This is a genomic window from Burkholderia sp. (genome assembly GCF_018375725.1).
GTDB lineage: Bacteria > Pseudomonadota > Gammaproteobacteria > Burkholderiales > Burkholderiaceae > Burkholderia.
The window spans coordinates 72857-93134 of sequence record NZ_JAHACR010000003.1; the positions used below are offsets into that span (position 1 = coordinate 72857).

The window sequence follows — 20278 nt, forward strand, 5'->3', positions numbered from 1 at the left end:
GCTCAGGCGAACGTATCGACGAGGCCCGCGCGGCCTGACGTGGCAACGGTTGCGGCGGATCGCGCGACGTCGACCGGTGCGCTGCCGGTTGACGGTGCGCCGCTGCCGCGCCGAGACGGCTGCCCGCCGGCGAAGGTCTGTTGCGGGTTCTGCTGTTGCGGCGAGGAAAAGCCGCCGTCGCTGACGGTCGCGCTGCCCAGTCCGAGGCCGCCGGCTTCCATCGCGTCGCGCAGCTTCGGCAGCGCGGCTTCGACCGCTTCGCGCACCTGCGCGTGCTGCGACATGAACAGCGCGTGCGCGTGATTGTCCGCGACGCGCAGCACGACCTGCAGCGGGCCGAGATCCGGCGGATTGAGCGTCAGTTCCGCGCTCTGCTGATGCGCGTTCGACAGGAACACGACCTTCTGGCTCAACGCCTCCGTCCAGTCGGCGGTGCCGACGTGCGGTGCGAGCGCGTGTGCATGGGCCGCGGCGCCGGCGGCCGCCGATGTCAGCAGGCTCGGCTGCGCGGCGGCCGTCGCGGCGGCCGTCGCGGCGGCGAGCGTTGCGCGTGCCGCGTCGGTGGCGTCCTGCGTCGCGGCGAGTGCATGCGGGGTATCCGTCTTTGCAACGTCCGCTTGCAGCGGCGGTGCGGCAGGCGCTTGCGCAGGCGTCTGCGCCGACGAGGCGGTGAGCGCGCTTTTTGCGTCGGCGAGCGTCTTGTCGAAGGTCGGCGCCTTCGGCGTGGGCGACGTGAGCGGCGTGGCGGCCGGCGTGGTGCTGTCTTGCGGCGCCGCGATACCCGTGGCGGGCGCAGCGAGGACATTCGCACTGCCTGAAAGCTTGTCGAGCGCCGCGTGCAGTGCATCGCGGCTCGTCGCCGGTGCGGCGGCGCCCGGCTGCACGGCGTCCTTGGTCGCGTTCGCGGTCACGGCGAGCGCGGTCGCGGCCTGTCCGGCCAGCGTTTGCTGTGCGGTGTTCGCGGGATCGCCGTTGACGGACGCCGTGGCCGGCGGTGCAGCGTCCGGCCGCGCCAGCAATTGCGCCTGCACGGCCGCGGCAGCGGCGAGCGCGGCGGCGTCCGGATTGACGGTGGTGCTGTCGTCGTGCGTCTTGTCGTCAGCGCTGGCCTGCGGTCTGGTGCGATTCGACGGTACCGTGCTGCTCGCGAGCGTCGACGCGGAACCCGATGTGGAACCCGATGCGGCGGATGAAGCGGTGGGCGAGGCAGCGGACGCTGCGCTGGACGGTGCGTTCGCCGAAACGGCCGGCTGCTGTGCTGCGACGCTTTGCTGCAGCGTCCGGGCGAACGGCTGCGGGGCGTCGCCGGTCGGGATGGCCGCGGCGGACGCATCCTTGGCGCCCGCGTGGCGGACGGCCTTGAGTGCGGCGCCGGCGGTATCGAGCAGCACACCGATAAGGGGCAGTGGAGGCATGGCGTATCTCTCGTTCGAAAACGGGGGCGGTTACGTCGATTTCATCGCGTCGGCCCGCATGCGCAGGACCTTGGCGGCGTGTTCGTCGGCTTCGCGCTGTTCGCGCTTCGCGGTGCGCTGCGCGGCTTGCGCAACGCCGCGCGCCTGCAGGATCTCGTACGAGCCGACGGCGCGTTTCTTCTGTTGCCAGTGCGGGCGTGCCTCGTCGATACGGGCTTCGGCGGCGGCGAGCACGCGGCGCTGCTGTCCGATCGCCGCCTCGAGCGTGTCGATGAATGCCTGGAAATTGCGCCAGTTGCCCGCGGGCATGCCCTGTTGCGCGGACTGCGTGAAGCGCACGTGATATTCGTCGCGATAGCGCAGCAGGGCATCGAGCTGGCCGGCGGCTTCGGTGCGTTCGCGCTGGGCGACGCCGAGTTGCTTGGCCGCCGCGTCGAGATCTTCCTGCGCGCGATCGAGCAGGAATTGCAGGGGAAAACCTTGAGCCATGTGCGTCAGCCTCCGTGGGCGTTGAACAGGGCGTCGAGCCCGGCGAGGCTGGCCGCGAACGGCGCGCATTCGCGGAAGCCCTGCTGCAGGAACGCTTCGATGCGCGGATAAAGGGCAATCGCGCGGTCGAGCTGCGCGTCGCGGCCCGGCGCGTACGCGCCCACCGCGATCAGGTCCCGGTTGCGCTGGTAGCGCGACAGCATCTGCTTGAACTGACGCACGCGGTCGAGATGCGCATCGTCGATCAGCGCCGTCATCGCGCGGCTGATCGACGCTTCGATATCGATTGCCGGATAGTGGCCGGCTTCCGCGAGCGCGCGCGACAGCACGATGTGGCCGTCGAGGATCGCGCGCGCGGAATCCGCGATCGGATCCTGCTGGTCGTCGCCTTCGGTCAGCACGGTATAGAACGCGGTGATCGAGCCGCCGCCCGCCGGGCCGTTGCCGGTGCGCTCGACGAGCGCCGGCAGCTTCGCGAACACCGACGGCGGATAACCCTTGGTCGCGGGCGGTTCGCCGATCGCGAGCGCGATCTCGCGCTGCGCCATCGCGTAGCGCGTCAGCGAATCCATCAGCAGCAGCACGTGCTTGCCCTGGTCGCGGAAATATTCCGCGAGCGACGTCGCGTAGGCGGCGCCCTGCATCCGCAGGAGCGGCGACACGTCGGCCGGCGCGGCGACGACGACCGAGCGTGCGAGCCCGTCCTCGCCGAGGATCTGCTCGATGAATTCCTTCACTTCGCGGCCACGTTCGCCGATCAGGCCGATCACGATCACTTCGGCGCTCGTATAGCGGTCCATCGTGCCGAGCAGCACCGATTTGCCGACGCCGGAGCCGGCGAAGAGGCCCATCCGCTGGCCGCGTCCGACGGTGAGCAGGCCGTTGATCGCGCGGACGCCGACGTCGAGCACGTGATGGATCGGTTCGCGGTCGAGCGGGTTGATCGTCGGCGCGGACAGCGGCGCATCGACTTTCGACGCCAGCGGGCCGAGATTGTCGAGCGGGCGGCCCGACGCATCGACGACGCGCCCGAGCATTTCCCAGCCGACCGGCAGCCGCTTCGCACCCGCGAGCGGATCGGCGACCGGCGCACTTTCGAGCGGCCACACGCGCGCGCCGGGCAGCACGCCCGCGACGTCGGTGGTCTGCATCAGGAACAGGCGATCGCCGGAGAAGCCGACGACTTCCGCTTCCGCGGCCGGCAGCGTGCTGCCCGGCGGCAGTTCGATCGTGCATTCGGCGCCGACCGACAGGCGCAGTCCGATTGCTTCGAGCACGAGGCCGGCGGCGCGGGTCAGGCGGCCGCACGGGCGCAGCGGCAGTGCGCGGGCGCTCTGTGCACGCAGGCCGTTCAGGTGCGCGCGCCAGTGCGCAAGATGGGGATTATGCGGTGCGTGGGCCGGCACGTCGTGCGGCGTGCCGTGTGCCGTTTCCGGGCCGAACGACGCCAGCGCGAGTTCACGCTCGAGCGGCGTCATGCCGTCGTCAGGCGTCAACGGCACGGCCGGGGGCGTCACCATGCGCTGACCTTGCCGATGGCGGCGGCGACGCGTTGCCAGCGGGTCGGCAAGGTCGCGTCGACTTCGCCCGTCGCGGCATGCGCGCGGCAGCCGCCGCGCTCGATCGCCGCATCGGTGCGGACGCTCCAGCCGAGCGCGTCGAGTTCTTCCTGGAGATACGCTTCGACGATCGGCAAGTCGGCCGGATTCACCGCGACATGCGGCGAGCCGGACAGCGCCGGTTCGGCCGCGAGCACTTCGCGCACGGCGGCGACGAGCGCGGCCGGATCGTGCTTTACATGCTGGCGCACGACCTGCTGCGCGATATCGAGTGCGAGCTGCGCGACGTCGTCGGCGAGATCGTGTTCGACGGCGGCGAGCGCTTCCCCGAACGAGGCGGCGAGCGCCGCGAGTTGCGCCGCCTGCGCGTGCACGTCCGCGAGGCCGGCCTCGAAGCCTTGCTGGCGGCCCTGTTCGTAGCCGGCCTGATAGCCGAGCGCCTGGCCTTCGACGTGGCCGGCCGACATGCCTTCCGCATGCGCGGCGTCGCGCACGCGCTGCAGTTCCTCGGCGAGCGCGGCTGCGGCCGCGGCCGTCTGGTCGGGCGGCGGCGGCGGCGGCGGCGGGTCGAACGACGCCATTTCCCACCGCTGGTACGCAGTGAGGGTTGCCGTGCGGTCGCTCGCCGGATCAGACATAGGCGTCTTCCGCCTTGCCGCCGATCACGATCTGGCCGCTCTCGGCCAGGTTGCGCACGATCTGCAGGATCCGGCGCTGTTCGGTCTCGACTTCGGACACGCGTACCGGGCCGCGCGCGTCGAGATCCTCGGCGAGCAGTTCGGCCGCACGCTGCGACATGTTCGACAGGAATTTCTGGCGCAGCGCGGGCTGCGCGCCCTTCAGCGCGACGATCAGCGTTTCCGACTCGACTTCCTTGAGCAGCAGCTGGATCGCGCGGTCCTCCAGATCGAGCAGGTTCTCGAACACGAACATCTGGTCGACGATCTTCTGCGCGAGATCCGTATCGTATTGGCGGATGTTCTGGAGCACGCCTTCCTCGTGCACGCTCGTCATGAAGTTCAGGATCTCGGCCGCGGTGCGGATGCCGCCCATCGGGCTGCGCTTCAGGTTGTCGCTGCCGGACAGCAGGCCGGTCAGCACGTCGTCGAGTTCGCGCAGCGCGGCGGGCTGGATGCCGTCGAGCGTCGCGATCCGCAGCAGCACGTCGTTGCGCAGGCGCTCGGTGAAGCACGAGGCGATCTCGGATGCCTGGTCGCGGTCGAGGTGCACGAGGATCGTCGCGATGATCTGCGGATGCTCGTTCTTGATCAGCTCGGCGACGGCGCTCGAGTCCATCCACTTGAGACCTTCGATGCCGCTCGTATCGCTGCCCTGCAGGATGCGGTCGATCAGCACGCCGGCCTTGTCCTCGCCGAGCGCCTTCATCAGCACCGAGCGGATGTATTCGCTCGAATCGAGCGACAGCCCGGTATGCTGCTCGGCGCTTTTCACGAAATCCTGCAGCACGTTGTCGACCTGTTCACGCGTCACGCTCTTCAGCGCGGCCATGGCCGCGCCGATCTTCTGCACTTCGCGCGGCGCGAGGAATTTGAATACCTGCGCGGCCTCTTCCTCGCCGATCGACATCAGCAGCAGCGCGCTCTTGGTCAAGCCTTCAGCGTTCATCGGACACCCAGTTCTTCACGACGGTTGCGACGACCTTCGGATCCTGGCGCGCGATCGTGCGCGCGAATTCGAGGTTGCGTTCGTAGCGGTTCTTGTCGCTTTCGAATGCGAGCAGGGCGACGTCGGATTCGGCTTCTTCCGCCGCGGTCTTTTCCGGCGCCGGCAGGCCGTCGAGCAGCACCGGATCGTCCGGCGACGGCAGCGCGGCCGCGACCGGCTCAGGCGGCGGGAACGCCCGGCGCATCGCCGGTCGCACGAACATGAAGTACAGGGCGGCGGCGACCGCTGCGATGCCGAGCCACTTCGCGGCTTCCTTCGCGAGCGCGATCATGTCCGGCTGGCGCCACCACGGCAGGTCGGCGAACGGGTCGCCCGCGTTCGAGAATGCGCTGTTGACGACGTTGACGGAGTCGCCGCGCTTGGCGTCGTAGCCCATCGCGTCCTTCACGAGCTGCTCGATCTGCGCGAGCTTCGCCGGCGGCAGCGGCTGCATCGTCACGTGGCCCTTCGCGTCGGCGACCGGCTGGTAGTTGACGACGACCGCGACCGACAGCCGCTTCACGCTGCCCATCGCCTGCTCGACGTGGCGGATCGTCTTGTCGAGCTCGTAGTTGGTCGTCTGGTCCTTGCGATCGCTGACCGGCGTCGTCTGCGGCGCGTTCTGGCCGTTGGCCGCGACGATCGGCGCGGAGGCCGGCTGCGGCGGCGTATTCGACAGTGCGCCCGGCACGCCCGACGCGCCGCCCGTGGCCAGCTCGGTCGCGGTGCTGGTCTGCTGGCTGCGGATCGCGCTTTGCTGCGGCGTGCCGTTCGGGCCGAAGCTTTCCGACGTCTGTTCGAGCTTCGAGAAGTCGATGTCGGCGCTGACCTGCGAACGTGCGTTGCCGGTGCCGAAGATCGGCGCGAGGATCGCATCGATGCGTTTTTGCGTGTTGTGCTCGACCTGCTGCACGTACTTCAGCTGGCTCGCGTCGAGGCCGGTCGCCGACGCGGGCTGCGTCAGCAGGTTGCCGTCCTGGTCGACGATCGTGACGTTTTTCGCGGGCATGTCGGGCACGCCGGAGGACACCATCCGCGTGATGGCCTGGACCTGCCCTTCGTCGAGCACGCGGCCCGGATACAGATCGACGAACACGGACGCCGAAGGCGCCTCGCGGTCGCGCACGAAAACCGACGGCTTCGGGATCGCGAGATGCACGCGCGCCGCGCGCACCGCGTTGATCGATTCGATCGTGCGCTGCAACTCGCCTTCGAGCGCGCGCTGGTAGTTGACCTGCTCGGCGAACTCGCTGATGCCGAATTTCTGGTTGTCCATCAGCTCGAAGCCGACCGAGCCGCCCTTCGGCAGCCCCATCGACGCGAGTCGCAGGCGCGTTTCGTGCACCTGGGCGGCCGGGACGAGGATCGCGCCGCCGGCATCGGCGAACTTGTAGGGAACGTTTGCCTGCTGGAGCGCGGTAATGATCGCGCCGCCGTCGCGGTCGGACAGGTTGCTGTACAGCACGCGATAGTCGGGCGCGCGGCTCCACAGCACCAGCGCGGCGATCACGGCGATCGCGAATGCGGCGGCGACGATGAGCGGCAGCTTCGGGTTGCCCTTCATCCGCGCGATACCGGGAATGCGTTCCGCGAAGCCGCCGAGTCCGAAATCCACGCCTGCGCCGCCCGCGCCCGGCAGCGCCGCGGCCGCCGCAGCGCCTGGCGCCGGCGTGGCGAGGCCCGTGCGGGCGTCGGGATTGATCAGCGAATTGGCCTGCGAATCCATGCGTCGAGGTTCTCCGGAGCGGGACGACTGAGCCGCTCGGGCGAGCGGACGGACAATGACACGATGCGATTATCGTGACAGCGGCCCGCATCCGATCGCCCGAAAAGAGCCGGGTTTCCCCCGTACTTTCGCGGCTTTGCCGTACGGTGCGCTGCTATGCTTCATCGCGATCCGGTATGGCGCCCGCACGGCGCCGCACAGGCCGGCCGCCCGGCCCGGCGCCAACAGGCCCTTTTTTTGGAGACGACATGACGGCGAACGTCAGCGGAATCGGTTCGGTATTGCAACAGATGCAGGCCATGGCGGCGCAGGCGACGGGCGGCGTGTCCAGCCCGGCGGCGGCCCTCGCCGGTTCCGGCGCGGCGACGGCCAGCACGTTCGCGAGCGCGATGAAGGCGTCGCTCGACAAGATCAGCGGCGACCAGCAAAAGGCGCTCGGCGAGGCGCAGGCGTTCGAGGTCGGCGCGGCGAACATCTCGCTGAACGACGTGATGGTCGACATGCAGAAGGCGAACATCGGGTTCCAGTTCGGGCTGCAGGTCCGCAACAAGCTGGTGAGCGCGTACAACGACATCATGCAGATGTCGGTGTGACGGCTGGCGAACTGGGGAGCGGCCATTCGCGATGCAGTCATCCGCGGCCGGCCACCCGGGATCGCCGCGCCCAGTCCCGCTAAAGCTTTTCATTTCCTTTCCGATAACTCGGGGTAGAGGCCGCGTCCTGCGCCGTACGGCCGCGCTGCCCGAATCACACGCACCAACAAGGAGAAGCGCATGTTTTCCCCAGGACACGCTGGAGCCAGCGCGTACGCGCGCGTCGGCGTCGAGACAGGGGTGATGAGCGCGTCGCCGCATCGGCTGATCGCGATGCTCTACCAGGGCGCGCGGCAAGCCGTCGCGCTCGCGCGGATGCACATGCAGCAGAGCAACGTTCCCGCGCGCGGTGAGGCGATCGGCAAGGCGATCCGCATCGTCGAGAGCGGTCTGCAGCAGTCGCTGAACCGCGACGTCGGCGGCGAACTCGCCGCACGGCTCGATTCGCTGTACAGCTACATCTGCAGGCGTTTGCTGGAAGCGAACCTGCAGGGCAGCGAGGAACTCCTGATCGAAGTCGACCGGCTGCTCGCGACGCTCGAGAAAGCCTGGACCGGCATCGGTCCGGAGGTCGCGCGGATGGCTGCCCAGCAGGCCGCGGAACAGGCGCGATGAATCGCAAGGCCGAGTATCTCGCCCGCTACGAGGCGATCGCGACGGTGTCCGGCACGATGCTGCGCGCCGCGCGCCGCGCCGACTGGAGCGCGTTGCCGGCGTTGCAGGAAGAATACCGGCGGCTCGTCGACGAGTTGAAGGAAGCCGAGGTCGGCGTCACGCTCGACGACGCCGAACTTGGCCACAAGCTCGGCCTGATTCGCCGCATCCTCGCCGACGACGCGGCGATCCGCGATCTCGCCAGTCCGGATATCGCGCGGCTGTCCGTGCTGTTCGACGCGCGGCGCTCGACGAAGGTGCTGAAGGACCGGTATCAGGCGCGCATCTGACGGCGCGGCGACGCGCTGCGCATGCGGCAGGCCGGTTCCGGACGTGGGGCCGGTTCGGGCCTTCGGATGGACGTTGCATAAATGATCAGGCCCTGACCATGACCGGAATCGACTCCGTTGCCGCCGCATTGTTGGCGAGCCGCCTCGACAGCTTGCTGAACGGCACCGTGCTGCCGGCGGCAGGCGGGGCTGCTGCCGCGCAGGTCGGCACGCCAGCGGCCGGTACACCGGATACGTCTGCGGCAACGCCGGCGGCATCGGCCGCCACGGCGCCGCAGGCTTCCGCACAAACGGCGCTATCCGATGTCGGGCTCGCGCTCGACGCGATTTCGCGCTACGGCGGCGACGCGGCACCGGCTGTCGCGGGGCGCGCGCCGCTGCTCGCCGATCCTTCCATATTGCTCGCCGATGTCGTACCGCAGACGGCGATGGCCGGAGGTGCGAATCCGGCCGCGGCGCAAGACGCGACCCGAACCGCCGCGGAACAGCTGAATTCCCCGAACACGTCAGCTATACAAGCGGCGCAGGATCCGGCGGCGGCCGCCCCGATCGCGGCGCTGCGGACGGCGCTCGCGCAGGCGGTTGGCGAAAGCGGTCTGTTCTACGAATCCCACGTTGCGCAATGGCTGACGGGACAACGGTCGCTCGCCGCGCTCGCGCGCGAGCCGCAGGCGCGGCTGGCCTCGTCGGCGACGCCGGCCGATGCCGCCGAGCCGGGGCGCGACACGGCGCTCGACGATCTGCTCGCCGCACGATTGCCGACGCCGACGCCGACGCCGACGCCGACGGCGCGCACCGTGCCGCCATTACCGGCACAGGGTGCGCAAACTTTCCGATCCGGCGCGGCGCACGTGCCCTCGGCATCGGCGCCACGTCCCTTCATCGCGTCCGATGCCATGCCGTCGTATCCGGGCGGCATGGCGGGCAATGCACACACCATCGACGATGCAGCGTGGACGACGCACGCCCGCGCAGCGCTCGCGGACGCGCCGCCCGATGCGACGGCTTCGCCACCCGCGCAGCTGCATCCGGAGGCGGTCCAGCTCGTGCGCCAGCAACTCGACGTGCTTGCAACCGACCAGTTCCGCTGGATCGGCGAAGCATGGCCGGGCGCGCGGCTCGACTGGACGATCGAGCCCGACAGCGCGGGCGCGCATGTGCCGCGCGACGCTGACGAGGGGGGCGCGTGGCGCACGCGGCTGACGCTGACACTGCCGTCGCTCGGCACGGTGGATGCGGAACTGGTGCTGAAAGGCGAGCAGGTCGTCGCGCGCTTGCGTGCGAACCAGGCCGGGGCGGGTCAGCTCACCCGGCACGAGGCCGCGTTGCGGCAACGCTTGCAGGCATCCGGACTGCAGCTGGGCGGTTTGTCGATCCGCGGGGTCGACAGCGTGCCGGACGGCTTCGACGCGGCCGCCGCGCACATGGCCGCGGCCGCGTATGCGCGCGGCGCCTCAGGCGCGGCGGCCGTCGTGCCGGGCGTCGCCGCCATCGATGGCGCCGACGATTGGGCGTTGCGATGAGCGGATCGTCCCGCAAGCGCGCGGCCGCGCTCGTCTACGACGCGAAGGGCGGCGATGCCGCGCCGCGCGTGATCGCGAAGGGTTATGGCGCGGTCGCCGAGATGATCGTCGCGCGGGCGCGCGAGGCGGGCCTGTATGTGCACACCGCGCCGGAAATGGTGTCGCTGCTGATGCAGGTCGATCTCGACGACCGTATCCCGCCGCAGCTGTATCGGGCGGTCGCGGATCTGCTGGCGTGGCTGTATGCGCTCGAACGCACCAGCGGCGAGACGCCCGGCGCTCCGTCGGGCGGCGCCCCGCCGCGCTTTCCGCTTCCGCCGGTGCGCTGAGCGTCGCACGCCGCGTGTTGCGCTTCTTCCGCATGGGCGCGGCGCAGGATTGAGCGGCGCAGCAATCTATGTAATGATATCCATTCGCATTTAAATCGGGGCGGCGCACGGAGTCAGTGCGCCGCCCGTTGTTTTGAACGAACGGAAAGATTCGCTTGAACGCGCCCGAAACGATCGACAAGCCCCTCGCGGGCATCACCGTGCTGCATCCGAAGGCACGCCCCCTTACCGGCGACGCGCTCGCCGCACGTCGGCAGCGCGCGCGCCGTGCGACCTTCATCAAGTGGCTGCGCAAGATGCACGGCTGGATCGGCCTGTGGGGCGCGACGCTCGGGCTGCTGTTCGGCGTGACGGGCGTGGTGCTGAATCACCGCGCGGCACCGCTGAGGATCCCGACCGGCGAGCCGCAGGTCGAGGAATTGCAGCTTGCGTTGCCGAGCCCCGCGCCGGCGACGCCGGCCGCGATGACGAAATGGCTGCAGCGCGAGCTGCATGTCGACGGCAAGCCGGGCCGGGTGCGCAAGGATCCGGCGCAGCCGGTCGCCTGGGGCGGGCAGCGGATGATGCAGCCGGAGCACTGGCAACTCGGGATTTTCGGGCCGCGCAATAACGTACAGGCCGATTACTGGGTTGGGAACGGCTTCGTGTCGGTGAAGCGCACCGGCAACACGTTCCTCACGACGCTGAACAACCTGCATCGCGGCGTCGGCATGAACCTGTTCTGGGTGCTGCTGATGGATACGATCGCAGGGTCGCTGATCCTGCTGTCGCTGACCGGCGTGCTGCTGTGGACGGAGCTGAACAAGCGACGCACGGTCGGCGTCGTGCTGGTGGCGGGCTCGATCGCCGCGGCGCTCGCGGCCGGCCTGGCCTGACGCCGGCCGGCGCGCGCCGGCTTAGACGCGGCAGGCCTCGCCGCCGCGCGCGGCCATCTCGCGCGAGGCCTTTGCTCCCTCGACCTGCAGGATCGTCGGCAGCGACACGCTGTTTTTCGCGGCCGTGACTTCGGCGAGGATCGAAATCGCGATTTCCGGCGGCGTGCGGCTGCCGATGTAAATGCCGGCCGGCCCGTGCAGCCGCGCCAATTCCGCTTCGCTCAGATCGAATTCACGCAGCCGCTCGCGCCGCGCCGCGTTGTTGCGCCGCGAGCCGAGCGCGCCGACATAGAACGCCGGCGTTTTCAGCGCTTCCATCAAGGCCAGATCGTCGAGCTTCGGATCGTGCGTGAGCGCGATCACCGCCGAACGCGCATCGAGCTTCATGTCGAGCACCGTGTCGTCCGGCATCGCGCGGGCGATGCGCGTGCCGGGCACGTCCCACGCATCCGTGTATGTCTCGCGTGGATCGCAGACCGTCACCTGGTAGTCGAGTCCGGCTGCGATCTGGCACAGATAGCGTGACAACTGCCCGGCGCCGATCACGAGCATCCGGTAGCGCGGCCCGTGAATCGTCACGAGCCGCTCGCCGTCGAACGCGAGGCCGTCGGCCGCCTGTGCCGGCGACAGCGTTGCCCGGCCGGTCGCGAGATCCAGCGTGCGGACGACGAGACGGCCGGCCTCGACTTCCGCGTACAGCGCGGCGATGCCGCTTGCGCGGGTCAGCGGCTCCAGCACGAGCTGGATCGTGCCCCCGCACGGTAGCCCGAAGCGATGTGCCTCCTCGGCGGTCACGCCGTACTTCAGCGCTTCCGGGCGCGCGTCGGTCGCGATGCCGTTCGCATGCACGCGGGCGATCAGGTCGTCCTCGATGCAGCCGCCGGATACCGAGCCGACGACGAGCCCGTCGTCGCGCACCGCGAGCATCGCGCCTTCGGGGCGCGGCGACGAGCCCCACGTCTTCACGACCGTCACGAGCAGGGCGCGGCGGCCGGCTTCGAGCCAGCGCGCACTCGTTTTCAGTACATCGAGATCGACGCTTTCCATCATCCCATCCCCGTTGCGGAGTGGTCCCGGCCGGTCGGGACCGTCGTTAGATGGCGGGATTATGAACCGCCTGGCGCAAGCGTGCAGAAGGCTGTGCGGATAGAGAAAGTGCGAAGGTGCGAAGGTGCGATGGACAGGTCGGGCGGGCGATCGTGACGTATTGTTCCTGCAATGCGCAGGCGAGCACGGCGGCGGCACTGCATATGGCGTGCCGCTTAGGCTGATTGATACGCGTGGCATGGCGCAGATGCCGCCCGCCGGGCGAGCGCCTCGACCCGGCAGGACAGCGAAACCGCGCGTCAGAGCGTGTTCAGATACTGCTTCAGGTTGCGGATGTTGTTGTCGTACGCGCTCGGCGAACCGAGCTCGACGCCGCCGCTGCGCACGTAGTAATCGAACGGCACGGAGCGCGTGCCGAAGAACGGCAGGAAATTGTCCGGCTGCAGTGTCGTGCCGTTCAGCCCGATTGCCCAGTTCCGCGACTTGTACAGTTCGAGATCGCGGATCGTTGCATTGACGGCGTTCGTTTCGGCGGCGCGGATCGCGGCGATATGCTGCGCCAGCGTGTCGATGTTCGCCCCGTAGGCGCTCGGTTCGCCGACCGCGACGCCCCGTGCGCGCACGTAATAGCTGAACGGCAGGTTGCGCTCGGTGAAGAACGACAGGAAGCCGTCCGGCGCCAGCGTATCCCCGTTCATGCCGATGGCCCAGTTCCTGCTCTGATAGTCCTTGAGTTCGGTGATCGTGCGGTTGGCTGCGTTGATCTCGGTTTTCGCAGTGACATTGACCAGCGTGTTGTTCATGACGTGCCTCTCAGGTTCTTGTTGAACTTCGGACAGGTGCTGCGACATGCCTCGCGGTCGAGGCAATTCAATACGGGTGTGCGAATCCGCCGATTTTCATTTAATCGGGAAATGGGGTCTGCAAATACGATTTCGAAAATAGCGTCGTGAATGCGCGTGATTGAATGAATGGTCTCCCGGCAATCGCCGTCCCGGCTTCGCGCGGCGCAGGCGACGGCTTGCCATGGCGCCTTGCCGGGCTTGGGATTTCGGCGATGAACGGTCTGAATACTAGTGTCGCGATCGCAATAGTTCAATGTGGATGTGAGGATTATTTTTGGTCCATTTTTCTTGATTTAATTTTCATGAACGATGCGTCGATTCATTGATGCCGGCACATCGAATGAACGGGCTTTTGAAAGCACGGCCGGAAAGAAATAAAACGGGCGGGCGGATCGTTGCGAATCGTGCAGCGGCGGATCCGCGGCGCGGGTGCGCGGGCGGCGATGCAGAGGCGGGCGGGAGGAAGGGCGGTGCCGCGCGGTGTTCGCGCGCGGCACGGCGGCATTCAGTGCGTCGGGTTGCCGTGTGCGAGCTTCGAGTGGCGGCGCGAGTACGCGAAGTAGAGCACGAGGCCGATCACGAGCCACGCGCCGAACGCGAGCCACGTGACTGCCTGCAGGTTGAGCATCAGGAACACGCACGCGCCCACCGCGAGGAGCGGCACGACCGGCACGCCGGGGCAGCGGAATGCGCGCGGCAGGTGCGGGTGCGTGCGGCGCAGCACGAGCACCGCGATCGACACCATCGAAAACGCGGCCAGCGTGCCGATGTTGATCAGTTCAGCGAGCACGTTGAGCGGCACGAGCGCGGCGATCAGGCCGAAGAACAGGCCGACGAGCCAGGTCGTCAGGAACGGCGTCGAGAAACGCGGATGCACGCTCGACAGCACGGCCGGGAGCAGGCCGTCGCGCGACATCGCGAAGACGATGCGGGTCTGGCCGTAGCTCATCACGAGGATCACGGTCAGCATGCCGAGCACCGCGCCGAGATCGATGAAGCCCGCGACCCAGTTCGCGCCGGCGACCTGCAGCGCGTACGAGATCGGGTGCGAGACGTTCGCGTAATGCGCAGCCGGCACGATGCCGGTCGCCACGGCGGCGACGGCGACGTACAGGATCGTGCACACGGCGAGCGACGCGATGATGCCGATCGGCAGGTCGCGCTTCGGATCCTTCACTTCCTCGGCAGCCGACGACACCGCGTCGAAGCCGATAAATGCGAAGAACATCACGGCCGCCGCGCCGAACACGCCGTGCCAGCCATTCGGCATGAACGGCTTCCAGTTCGCGGGCGTGACGTGGAACACGCCGACCGCGATCACGAGCAGCACGAACGAGACCTTGATGAACACCATGACGTTGTTGATGCGGGTCGACTCACGGATGCCGATCGACAGCAGGGTCGTGATCGCGATCATCACGAGGAACGCCGGCAGGTTGAACCACGTGACGGTGCCCGGAATCGCGCCCGGGGCAGCGGTCAGCACGGTCGGCAGCGTGAGGCCGAAGCCTTGCAGCAGCGATTGCAGGTAGCCCGACCAGCCGACCGACACCGCGGATGAGGCGAGGCCGTATTCGAGCATCAGGTCCCAGCCGATGATCCACGCGACGACTTCGCCGAGCGCCGCATACGAATACGTATAGATCGAGCCGGCGACGGGAATCGTCGACGAGAATTCGGCATACGACAGCGCTGCGAGGCCGCACGCGATGGCGGCGATCACGAACGAGAGCATTAGCGCCGGGCCGGCCTGGACCGCGCCGGTGCCGGTCAGCACGAAGATGCCGGTGCCGATGATGGCGCCGATGCCGAGGAAGGTGAGGTCGATGGCGCCCAGCGCTTTCTTGAGTCCGGCGGCTTGTGCGCCGGCGATCATGTGATCGACGTTTTTCTTGCGAAGGAGAGACATTGCGGATGAAGTGCCGACGCGCGAGCGCGGGGGAGCGAGCTGATTGGAAACGCGCAATTTTAGCCGATTTGGGCGGAACCACCCGCAGCGGCGCAGCGGCAAATCGTCTAATCAAAACAATTGCTTGGCGCGCGGGAGCGGCCGCGCCGCGCGGCCGTCAGGCGCCCGATACGGGCGTCATGTCCACGAGACGGTTGCTCATCACATAGAAGGTCAGCTCCGCGTTGTTCGACAGCTTCATCTTCTCGAGCAGCCGTGAGCGGTAGACGCTGACCGTCTTCACCGACAGCGACAGCGTGTTCGCGATATCGGTGAGCCGCTTGCCGGACGCGAGCATGCAAAGCGTCTGGTATTCGCGGTCGGACAGCTTTTCGTGCGGCAACGGCTCGTTCTCGAACGATACGTATTCGGCGAGCGCCTCGGCCATCGCCGGGCTCACGTACTTGCGGCCCGCGGCGACCTGCTGGATGGCGGAGACCATCTGGGCGGCGTTGACCGTTTTCGACAGGTAGCCGGCCGCGCCGGCCTTCAGCGCGCGCACGGCGTACTGATCCTCGCGGTACATCGAAAACATCAGCACCGGCGTGCGTGGCAGCTTGCGCTTGATCCGCTTGAGCACTTCGATGCCGTTCATGTCGGTCAGCGAGATGTCGAGCAGGATCACGTCGAAATTTTTCTTGTCGGCGGCCGCGATCGCCTCGACGCCGGTCTCGGCCTCGGCGACGTCGCGCGCGATGCTGCGGTCGATCAGCAACTGGCGGATGCCTTGCCGGACGATCGCATGATCGTCGACGAGCAGGATGTCCAGGCTCATGGCGACCTCACGAAAGCGATGCGCGGCACGCCGTTGCCGGCGTCGCGAAGAGTGCATGCCACGCGAAGCGCGCCTGAAGCCGGGTGCCGCGGCCGGCGGCGGGCGTGGCCAGCTCGAAGCTGCCGTCGAAGGCTTCGCAGCGGGCGCGCATGCCCGCGAGCCCGTAACCGCGGCGGCTGGCGCGCGTGAAGCCGGCGCCGTCGTCGTCGACGGTCAGCGACAGATATGCACTGTCCGTTTCGATGCGCACGCCGGCCGATGACGCGCGCGCATGTTTTGCGATGTTCGACAACGCTTCCTGGGCGACGCGGAAGATCGCGAGCGCACCCGGCCCCGCGAGTTTCGGCAGCCGCGCATCGGCTGCGCAGACGAAGCTCGTGCGCAGGCCGGTGCGTGCCGCATAGCTGTCGACCCACGCGGACAGCGCGTTGACGAGGCCCGCGTCGAGCACCGGCGATTCCTGCTCGGCGATCAGCCGGCGATTCGCATCCAATGCGGCTTCGAGTGCCTGTTGCGCGAGATCGAGCGCGCGCCGGCAGCCGTCGGGCGCGTTGGCCGGCAGCCACGTATCGACGTTCGCGAGCGCGAAACGCGCGGCGGTGAGCTCGGCCCCCAGGCCGTCGTGCAGCTCGCCGGCCAAATGGCGGCGAGCGGCTTCGTCGGCGGCGAAGAGCTCGGCGGACAGTTCTGCAATCCGCGCGACGAGCGCATCACGGTTCGTCGCGGGCTGCAAACAGGACGGTCTGGCGGCGGGGGCATAGTCCAGTGCGTGCTGCTGCGATGGGAACGGGGCGTCGGCGCCTTCGGGCGCGTTAAGCGTCGTATCCATGACTCTCCCTGCTGTCAGAAAGCAATTCAGGCGCCACTCGGTGGCGCCCCTCGAATGCAGCCGCAATGACCGCGGCTGCAAGAGAATCTCGATGTGCAAAAGTAACAATACTTACATCTTGTTACATGCTGGTCGGACTCTTCCATGCCCATCCAAATGGGATGCGTGCGCCGCGCATCATATCTCAAAAATTTGGAAAAAGTCATGTCGGACGGTCGTTTGAAGGCAAATGTTAATAATCCGAGTGAGACCGGTGTAGGAAAAACACTGACAGACAAACGGCAGGCATCGCTGTATCCAAATGTAACTATTTTGAGATCGGGTGATCAACGATTGTTACGAATTCGCCAGGCGCGCGCAAAAAAAAACCGGAGCTTTCGCTCCGGTTCCTGATGGCGATCAAATTTTGGGGGCTGATCAGTCCACGAATGCGCGTTCGATCACGTAGTGGCCCGGCGCGCTGTTCTTGCCTTCGACCAGGCCGGCCTTCTTCAGCAGCTCGGTCGTGTCCTTCAGCATCGCGGTGCTGCCGCACAGCATCACGCGATCGTGTTCCGGCGAGAACGGCGGGACGTCCAGATCCGAGAACAGCTTGCCCGACGAGATCAGGTCGGTGATCCGGCCTTCGTTCTCGAACTCCTCGCGCGTGACGGTCGGGTAGTAGACGAGCTTGTCCTTGATCACTTCGCCGAGGTACTCGTGGCCCGGCAGGTCGTGCTTGATGAAGTCCATGTACGCGAGTTCGCCCTTCAGGCGGCACGTGTGCGTCAGGATCACCTTGTCGAAACGGTCGTAGATGTCCGGGTCGCGGATGATCGACATGAACGGCGCGAGGCCCGTGCCGGTCGACAGCATCCACAGTGTCTTGCCGGGCAGCAGGTTGTCGGCGACGAGCGTGCCGGTCGGCTTCTTGCCGATCAGCACGGTGTCGCCCACCTTCAGGTGTTGCAGGCGCGACGTCAGCGGGCCGTCCTGGACCTTGATGCTGAAGAACTCGAGATGCTCTTCGTAGTTCGGGCTGACGATGCTGTATGCGCGCGTGAGCGGCTTGCCGTCGACCTCGAGGCCGACCATCGTGAATTCGCCGTTGTTGAAGCGCAGGCTCGGCTCACGGGTGCAGGTGAAGCTGAAAAGCGTATCGGTCCAGTGGTGGACGGATTGAACGGTAGCGGTGTCGAATTTGCTCATGACTTCGAAAACGGACGCGTGTAACGGGCGAAAAACGAGGGCGTCGGCCCGATCCGCGGATCGGCCGGCCGGCGCGCCTGACACGCGCCTTCTCGATGACAGATGATTGAATAAACGGCTATTTTACCCTGCTTGCGCGGATCGCGGGCTTGACCTCGGACATGGCGCGGGTTTCGTGCAACAAAACCTTTCAACCATCTTGCCGTCGGGCGGGCGTGCCTCGCCTCGAGGCCGGCGGGCCGGATCCGGAAACCGGGGCGCGCGGACGAAGCATGAAAACGGTCGCCGCGCCGGGGCAAGCGGGCATCTCGAGGTCATGGCGGCGTTCGGCGTTGCCGCGGGCGTGCGCGTCGCGCCAGGTGGCGACGATTTGCCGCAGGCAAGGCGCCGGCGGGTGCGACGCGGCGGGCCGGATGCCAGCGCGAAACGGCCGCGCGCAGCATGCCGCGGCGCTTACGGCGGGTCGAGCCGCAGGCGTGCGATGTACGGCAGGTGATCCGACAGCCACGCGGTCTCGCTCGACGGCGCGCTCCATTCGAGCGGCGTGAGGCCGCGCACGAACATCTTGTCGAGGGCGAGCGCGGGCGAGAACGCGGGGAACGTGCGTCCCGATTCGCCGAGCAGCGTCGCGACTTCGGACATGCCGATCTCCGCGAACAGCGGAATCGAATCGTTGCGCCAATCGTTGAAGTCGCCGGCGAGCACGAGCGGGCCGTCTTTCGCGTTGCGCACGATCCAGTGCGCGATCCAGTGCATCTGGCGCAGCCGCGCCGCGCGCGTCAGCGCGAGATGCGCGCACAGCAGCGTGACGGCGCGGGCGCCGGCGAGCGTGGCCCGCGCGACCAGCAGGCCGCGCCGTTCGAAGCGGTGCGCGGAAATGTCCCAGCGGCCGCCGAGGTCGAGCGGGTGCGGCGACAGGATCGCGTTGCCGTGCCGCCACGACGGCTTGAACACGTTGGGACCGAGCGCGATCTGCCAGTCGAGTGTGCTGGCGATTTCCGTCGCCTGGCAATGCCACACGTCGTCGAGCGTGTCGTCGATCGGCGCGCCAAAGCCGGTCTCGAGCAACGGGCGCGGCACCCGGCGCGCCATCGCTTCCTGCAGGAAGTAGACGTCGGCGTGCGTGGACTGCATCCAGTCGCGCATCGCGTTCCATGCGGTGAAGCCGAGCGGCGAGCGGCCCTTGTGCAGGTTCCAGCTCACGGCGGTGATTTCGCCGGGCGCGGCGTGCGGCTCGGCAAAGGGCAACGGGAGGGCGTCGGACGCTGGCATGGCGGGTTCAGTCCTTCACGATGCGCGCACGCACGCGGTAGACGAGTTTCGGTTGCTGGTCGATGAGTGTCCAGTCGGTCCAGTTCGTGCTGCCGACGGAAAGCCCCGGATGGCTCGCGATGATCTGTCGCGGCGAGGCAGGCAGGCACGGGTCGCGCTGCGCCGCGTCGGAATCGTCGAGCGTTTCCTGCGCGTCGATTGCGAGCGATACGACGTCGTCGTCGACATATAGCGGCGCGACGGTCACCGACCGCGAGCGCTCGGTCGGGACGACGCGTGCCTTGTCGCCGCAGCCGACCGGCACGGCGGACGGATAGCGGTGCGTGTCGGTGCGCGTCTGGCCCACGGTGGTTTTCTGCTGGAACGTGTCGACCGTCTGGCCGTTGCTCACGACCTGGATTTCCCAGGCGACGACGGCCGGCGCCGTACTCTGCGCGTGGGCGGCGAGCGCGACGCTCGTCAGCACAACGGCCAGGCTGTGTTTCAGCATGAAGCCTCTCCGGAAACGCGCGATAGCGGGGAACGGACGCACATCTTACGCTCGATCGAAATGGAACGGTGCGGTGGGCCGGCAGCGGCAAGGCGAGCCCGGCGCGCCACGCGGCCATGCTTGAAAGGTAAGTGCGCGCCGCGGGTTTTCAAGCAAAAAAGCGCGCGAACTCGGCGACGGGCGCGCGTTCGGTGACGAGCTGGTTCTCGATCGCGTCGGGATCCGCATAACCGAGCGACATCCCGCACACCAGCTGTTCGTTGCCGGGCATGCCGAGATGTTCGGCAACGATCCGGTGAAACGGCACGAACGCAGCTTGCGGACAGGTATCGAGGCCGCGTGCGCGGGCCGCGGTCATCACGCCTTGCAGGAACATGCCGCAATCCAGCCATGCGCCTTGCGCCATCACGCGATCGATCGTGAAGAACAGCGCGACCGGCGCATCGAAGAAGCGGAAATTGCGCGCGTGCTGCGCATGCATGCGTTCCTTTTCTTCGCGGCGGATGTTCAGCAGGCTGTACAGATCCCAGCCAACCTTGCGCCGGCGGTCGATATACGGCGAGATCCATTCGCGCGGATAGTAGTCGTATTCGGCGACGTATTTCGTGTCGCGCTCGGGATCGTCATGCGCGGCGGTGAGCGCGGCGGCGAGCGCGTCGCGCGTGGCGCCCGTCGCGACATAGACGCGCCACGGCTGGATGTTGGTGCCCGATGGCGCGCGGCTGGCGGCCTCGAGGATCGCCTCGATCGTGTCGTACGCGTACTC

General features: G+C 67.8%; 22 protein-coding genes. 7 read left to right on the forward strand and 15 right to left on the reverse strand.

Translation table 11 applies throughout. From position 1 onward, the window contains the following. Window positions 1-2: 2 nt before the first annotated feature. From KH616_RS01995 to fliF, 6 genes are read right to left on the reverse strand one after another with little or no spacing between them, the layout of a single operon-like run. A complete protein-coding gene (locus tag KH616_RS01995; protein ID WP_292233360.1) occupies window positions 3-1415 on the reverse strand; it encodes a flagellar hook-length control protein FliK in 1413 nt (470 codons plus the stop codon). A 30-nt stretch (window positions 1416-1445) separates the two neighbouring features. Continuing rightward, complete coding sequence (gene fliJ, locus KH616_RS02000; RefSeq protein ID WP_292233362.1) at window positions 1446-1904, reverse strand: flagellar export protein FliJ; 459 nt, start codon at window positions 1902-1904, stop codon at window positions 1446-1448. 5 nt (window positions 1905-1909) lie between these two features. Next, window positions 1910-3424 (reverse strand): flagellar protein export ATPase FliI, encoded by a 1515-nt coding sequence (fliI, locus tag KH616_RS02005; RefSeq protein WP_292233364.1) that lies wholly within the window; start codon window positions 3422-3424, stop codon window positions 1910-1912. After that, complete coding sequence (fliH, locus tag KH616_RS02010) at window positions 3418-4101, reverse strand: flagellar assembly protein FliH (RefSeq protein WP_292233366.1); 684 nt, start codon at window positions 4099-4101, stop codon at window positions 3418-3420. Before fliH ends, fliI begins: the two co-directional genes overlap by 7 nt. Beyond that, complete coding sequence (gene fliG / locus KH616_RS02015) at window positions 4094-5089, reverse strand: flagellar motor switch protein FliG (protein WP_292233368.1); 996 nt, start codon at window positions 5087-5089, stop codon at window positions 4094-4096. Before fliG ends, fliH begins: the two co-directional genes overlap by 8 nt. Further along, window positions 5079-6854, reverse strand: coding sequence for a flagellar basal-body MS-ring/collar protein FliF (gene fliF / locus KH616_RS02020; protein WP_292233370.1), 1776 nt, complete (start codon window positions 6852-6854; stop codon window positions 5079-5081). Before fliF ends, fliG begins: the two co-directional genes overlap by 11 nt. Before the next feature lie 248 nt (window positions 6855-7102). On the opposite strand from fliF, the gene fliE reads away from it, so the two are divergent. The 6 genes from fliE to KH616_RS02050 all read left to right on the forward strand — a co-directional run bounded on the left by fliE (window position 7103) and on the right by KH616_RS02050 (window position 11118). Continuing rightward, a complete protein-coding gene (gene fliE / locus KH616_RS02025) occupies window positions 7103-7447 on the forward strand; it encodes a flagellar hook-basal body complex protein FliE (RefSeq protein ID WP_292233372.1) in 345 nt (114 codons plus the stop codon). A gap of 180 nt (window positions 7448-7627) precedes the next feature. After that, window positions 7628-8062, forward strand: a complete 435-nt coding sequence (gene fliS, locus KH616_RS02030; RefSeq protein WP_292233374.1) for a flagellar export chaperone FliS — start codon at window positions 7628-7630, stop codon at window positions 8060-8062. Continuing rightward, window positions 8059-8391 carry a flagellar protein FliT gene (locus tag KH616_RS02035; protein WP_292233376.1) on the forward strand — a complete coding sequence of 111 codons (333 nt, stop codon included), beginning with the start codon at window positions 8059-8061 and terminating at the stop codon, window positions 8389-8391. Before fliS ends, KH616_RS02035 begins: the two co-directional genes overlap by 4 nt. 98 nt (window positions 8392-8489) lie before the next feature. Further along, the gene (locus KH616_RS02040; RefSeq protein WP_292233378.1) at window positions 8490-9914 is read left to right on the forward strand and encodes a flagellar hook-length control protein FliK; all 1425 of its coding nucleotides are present in this window, start codon (window positions 8490-8492) and stop codon (window positions 9912-9914) included. Next, the gene (locus KH616_RS02045) at window positions 9911-10243 is read left to right on the forward strand and encodes an EscU/YscU/HrcU family type III secretion system export apparatus switch protein (protein ID WP_292233379.1); all 333 of its coding nucleotides are present in this window, start codon (window positions 9911-9913) and stop codon (window positions 10241-10243) included. The genes KH616_RS02040 and KH616_RS02045 overlap by 4 nt, the downstream gene beginning before the upstream one ends. A 155-nt stretch (window positions 10244-10398) precedes the next feature. Next, window positions 10399-11118: a PepSY-associated TM helix domain-containing protein gene (locus tag KH616_RS02050; protein WP_292233381.1), complete on the forward strand. Its 720-nt coding sequence runs from the start codon at window positions 10399-10401 to the stop codon at window positions 11116-11118. A gap of 21 nt (window positions 11119-11139) precedes the next feature. Here KH616_RS02050 and KH616_RS02055 read toward each other — a convergent pair whose 3' ends face one another. The 5 genes from KH616_RS02055 to KH616_RS02075 all read right to left on the reverse strand — a co-directional run bounded on the left by KH616_RS02055 (window position 11140) and on the right by KH616_RS02075 (window position 16562). Then, a complete protein-coding gene (locus KH616_RS02055) occupies window positions 11140-12165 on the reverse strand; it encodes an XdhC family protein (protein ID WP_292233383.1) in 1026 nt (341 codons plus the stop codon). Window positions 12166-12464: 299 nt separating this feature from the next. Then, window positions 12465-12968, reverse strand: coding sequence for a hypothetical protein (locus tag KH616_RS02060; RefSeq protein WP_292233385.1), 504 nt, complete (start codon window positions 12966-12968; stop codon window positions 12465-12467). 547 nt (window positions 12969-13515) lie between these two features. Then, entirely contained in the window at window positions 13516-14919 is a 1404-nt protein-coding gene (locus KH616_RS02065) for an amino acid permease (protein WP_292233387.1), read from the reverse strand. A gap of 157 nt (window positions 14920-15076) precedes the next feature. Continuing rightward, a complete protein-coding gene (rqpR, locus tag KH616_RS02070) occupies window positions 15077-15733 on the reverse strand; it encodes a response regulator transcription factor RqpR (protein ID WP_292233389.1) in 657 nt (218 codons plus the stop codon). 7 nt (window positions 15734-15740) lie between these two features. Continuing rightward, entirely contained in the window at window positions 15741-16562 is an 822-nt protein-coding gene (locus tag KH616_RS02075) for an ATP-binding protein (RefSeq protein ID WP_292233391.1), read from the reverse strand. Between the two features lie 144 nt (window positions 16563-16706). On the opposite strand from KH616_RS02075, the gene KH616_RS02080 reads away from it, so the two are divergent. Continuing rightward, a complete protein-coding gene (locus KH616_RS02080) occupies window positions 16707-16955 on the forward strand; it encodes a hypothetical protein (RefSeq protein ID WP_292233393.1) in 249 nt (82 codons plus the stop codon). A 24-nt stretch (window positions 16956-16979) separates the two neighbouring features. On the opposite strand, the gene KH616_RS02085 is transcribed toward KH616_RS02080, so the two are convergent. The 4 genes from KH616_RS02085 to KH616_RS02100 form a co-directional block, all read right to left on the reverse strand. After that, window positions 16980-17750 (reverse strand): ferredoxin--NADP reductase, encoded by a 771-nt coding sequence (locus tag KH616_RS02085; RefSeq protein WP_292233395.1) that lies wholly within the window; start codon window positions 17748-17750, stop codon window positions 16980-16982. Between the two features lie 453 nt (window positions 17751-18203). Continuing rightward, entirely contained in the window at window positions 18204-19022 is an 819-nt protein-coding gene (locus KH616_RS02090) for an endonuclease/exonuclease/phosphatase family protein (protein WP_292233397.1), read from the reverse strand. Window positions 19023-19029: 7 nt separating this feature from the next. After that, complete coding sequence (locus tag KH616_RS02095) at window positions 19030-19512, reverse strand: hypothetical protein (RefSeq protein WP_292233399.1); 483 nt, start codon at window positions 19510-19512, stop codon at window positions 19030-19032. 148 nt (window positions 19513-19660) lie between these two features. Next, window positions 19661-20278 (reverse strand): nitroreductase (locus KH616_RS02100; RefSeq protein WP_292233401.1); only part of this gene is annotated, 618 nt, incomplete at its 5' end.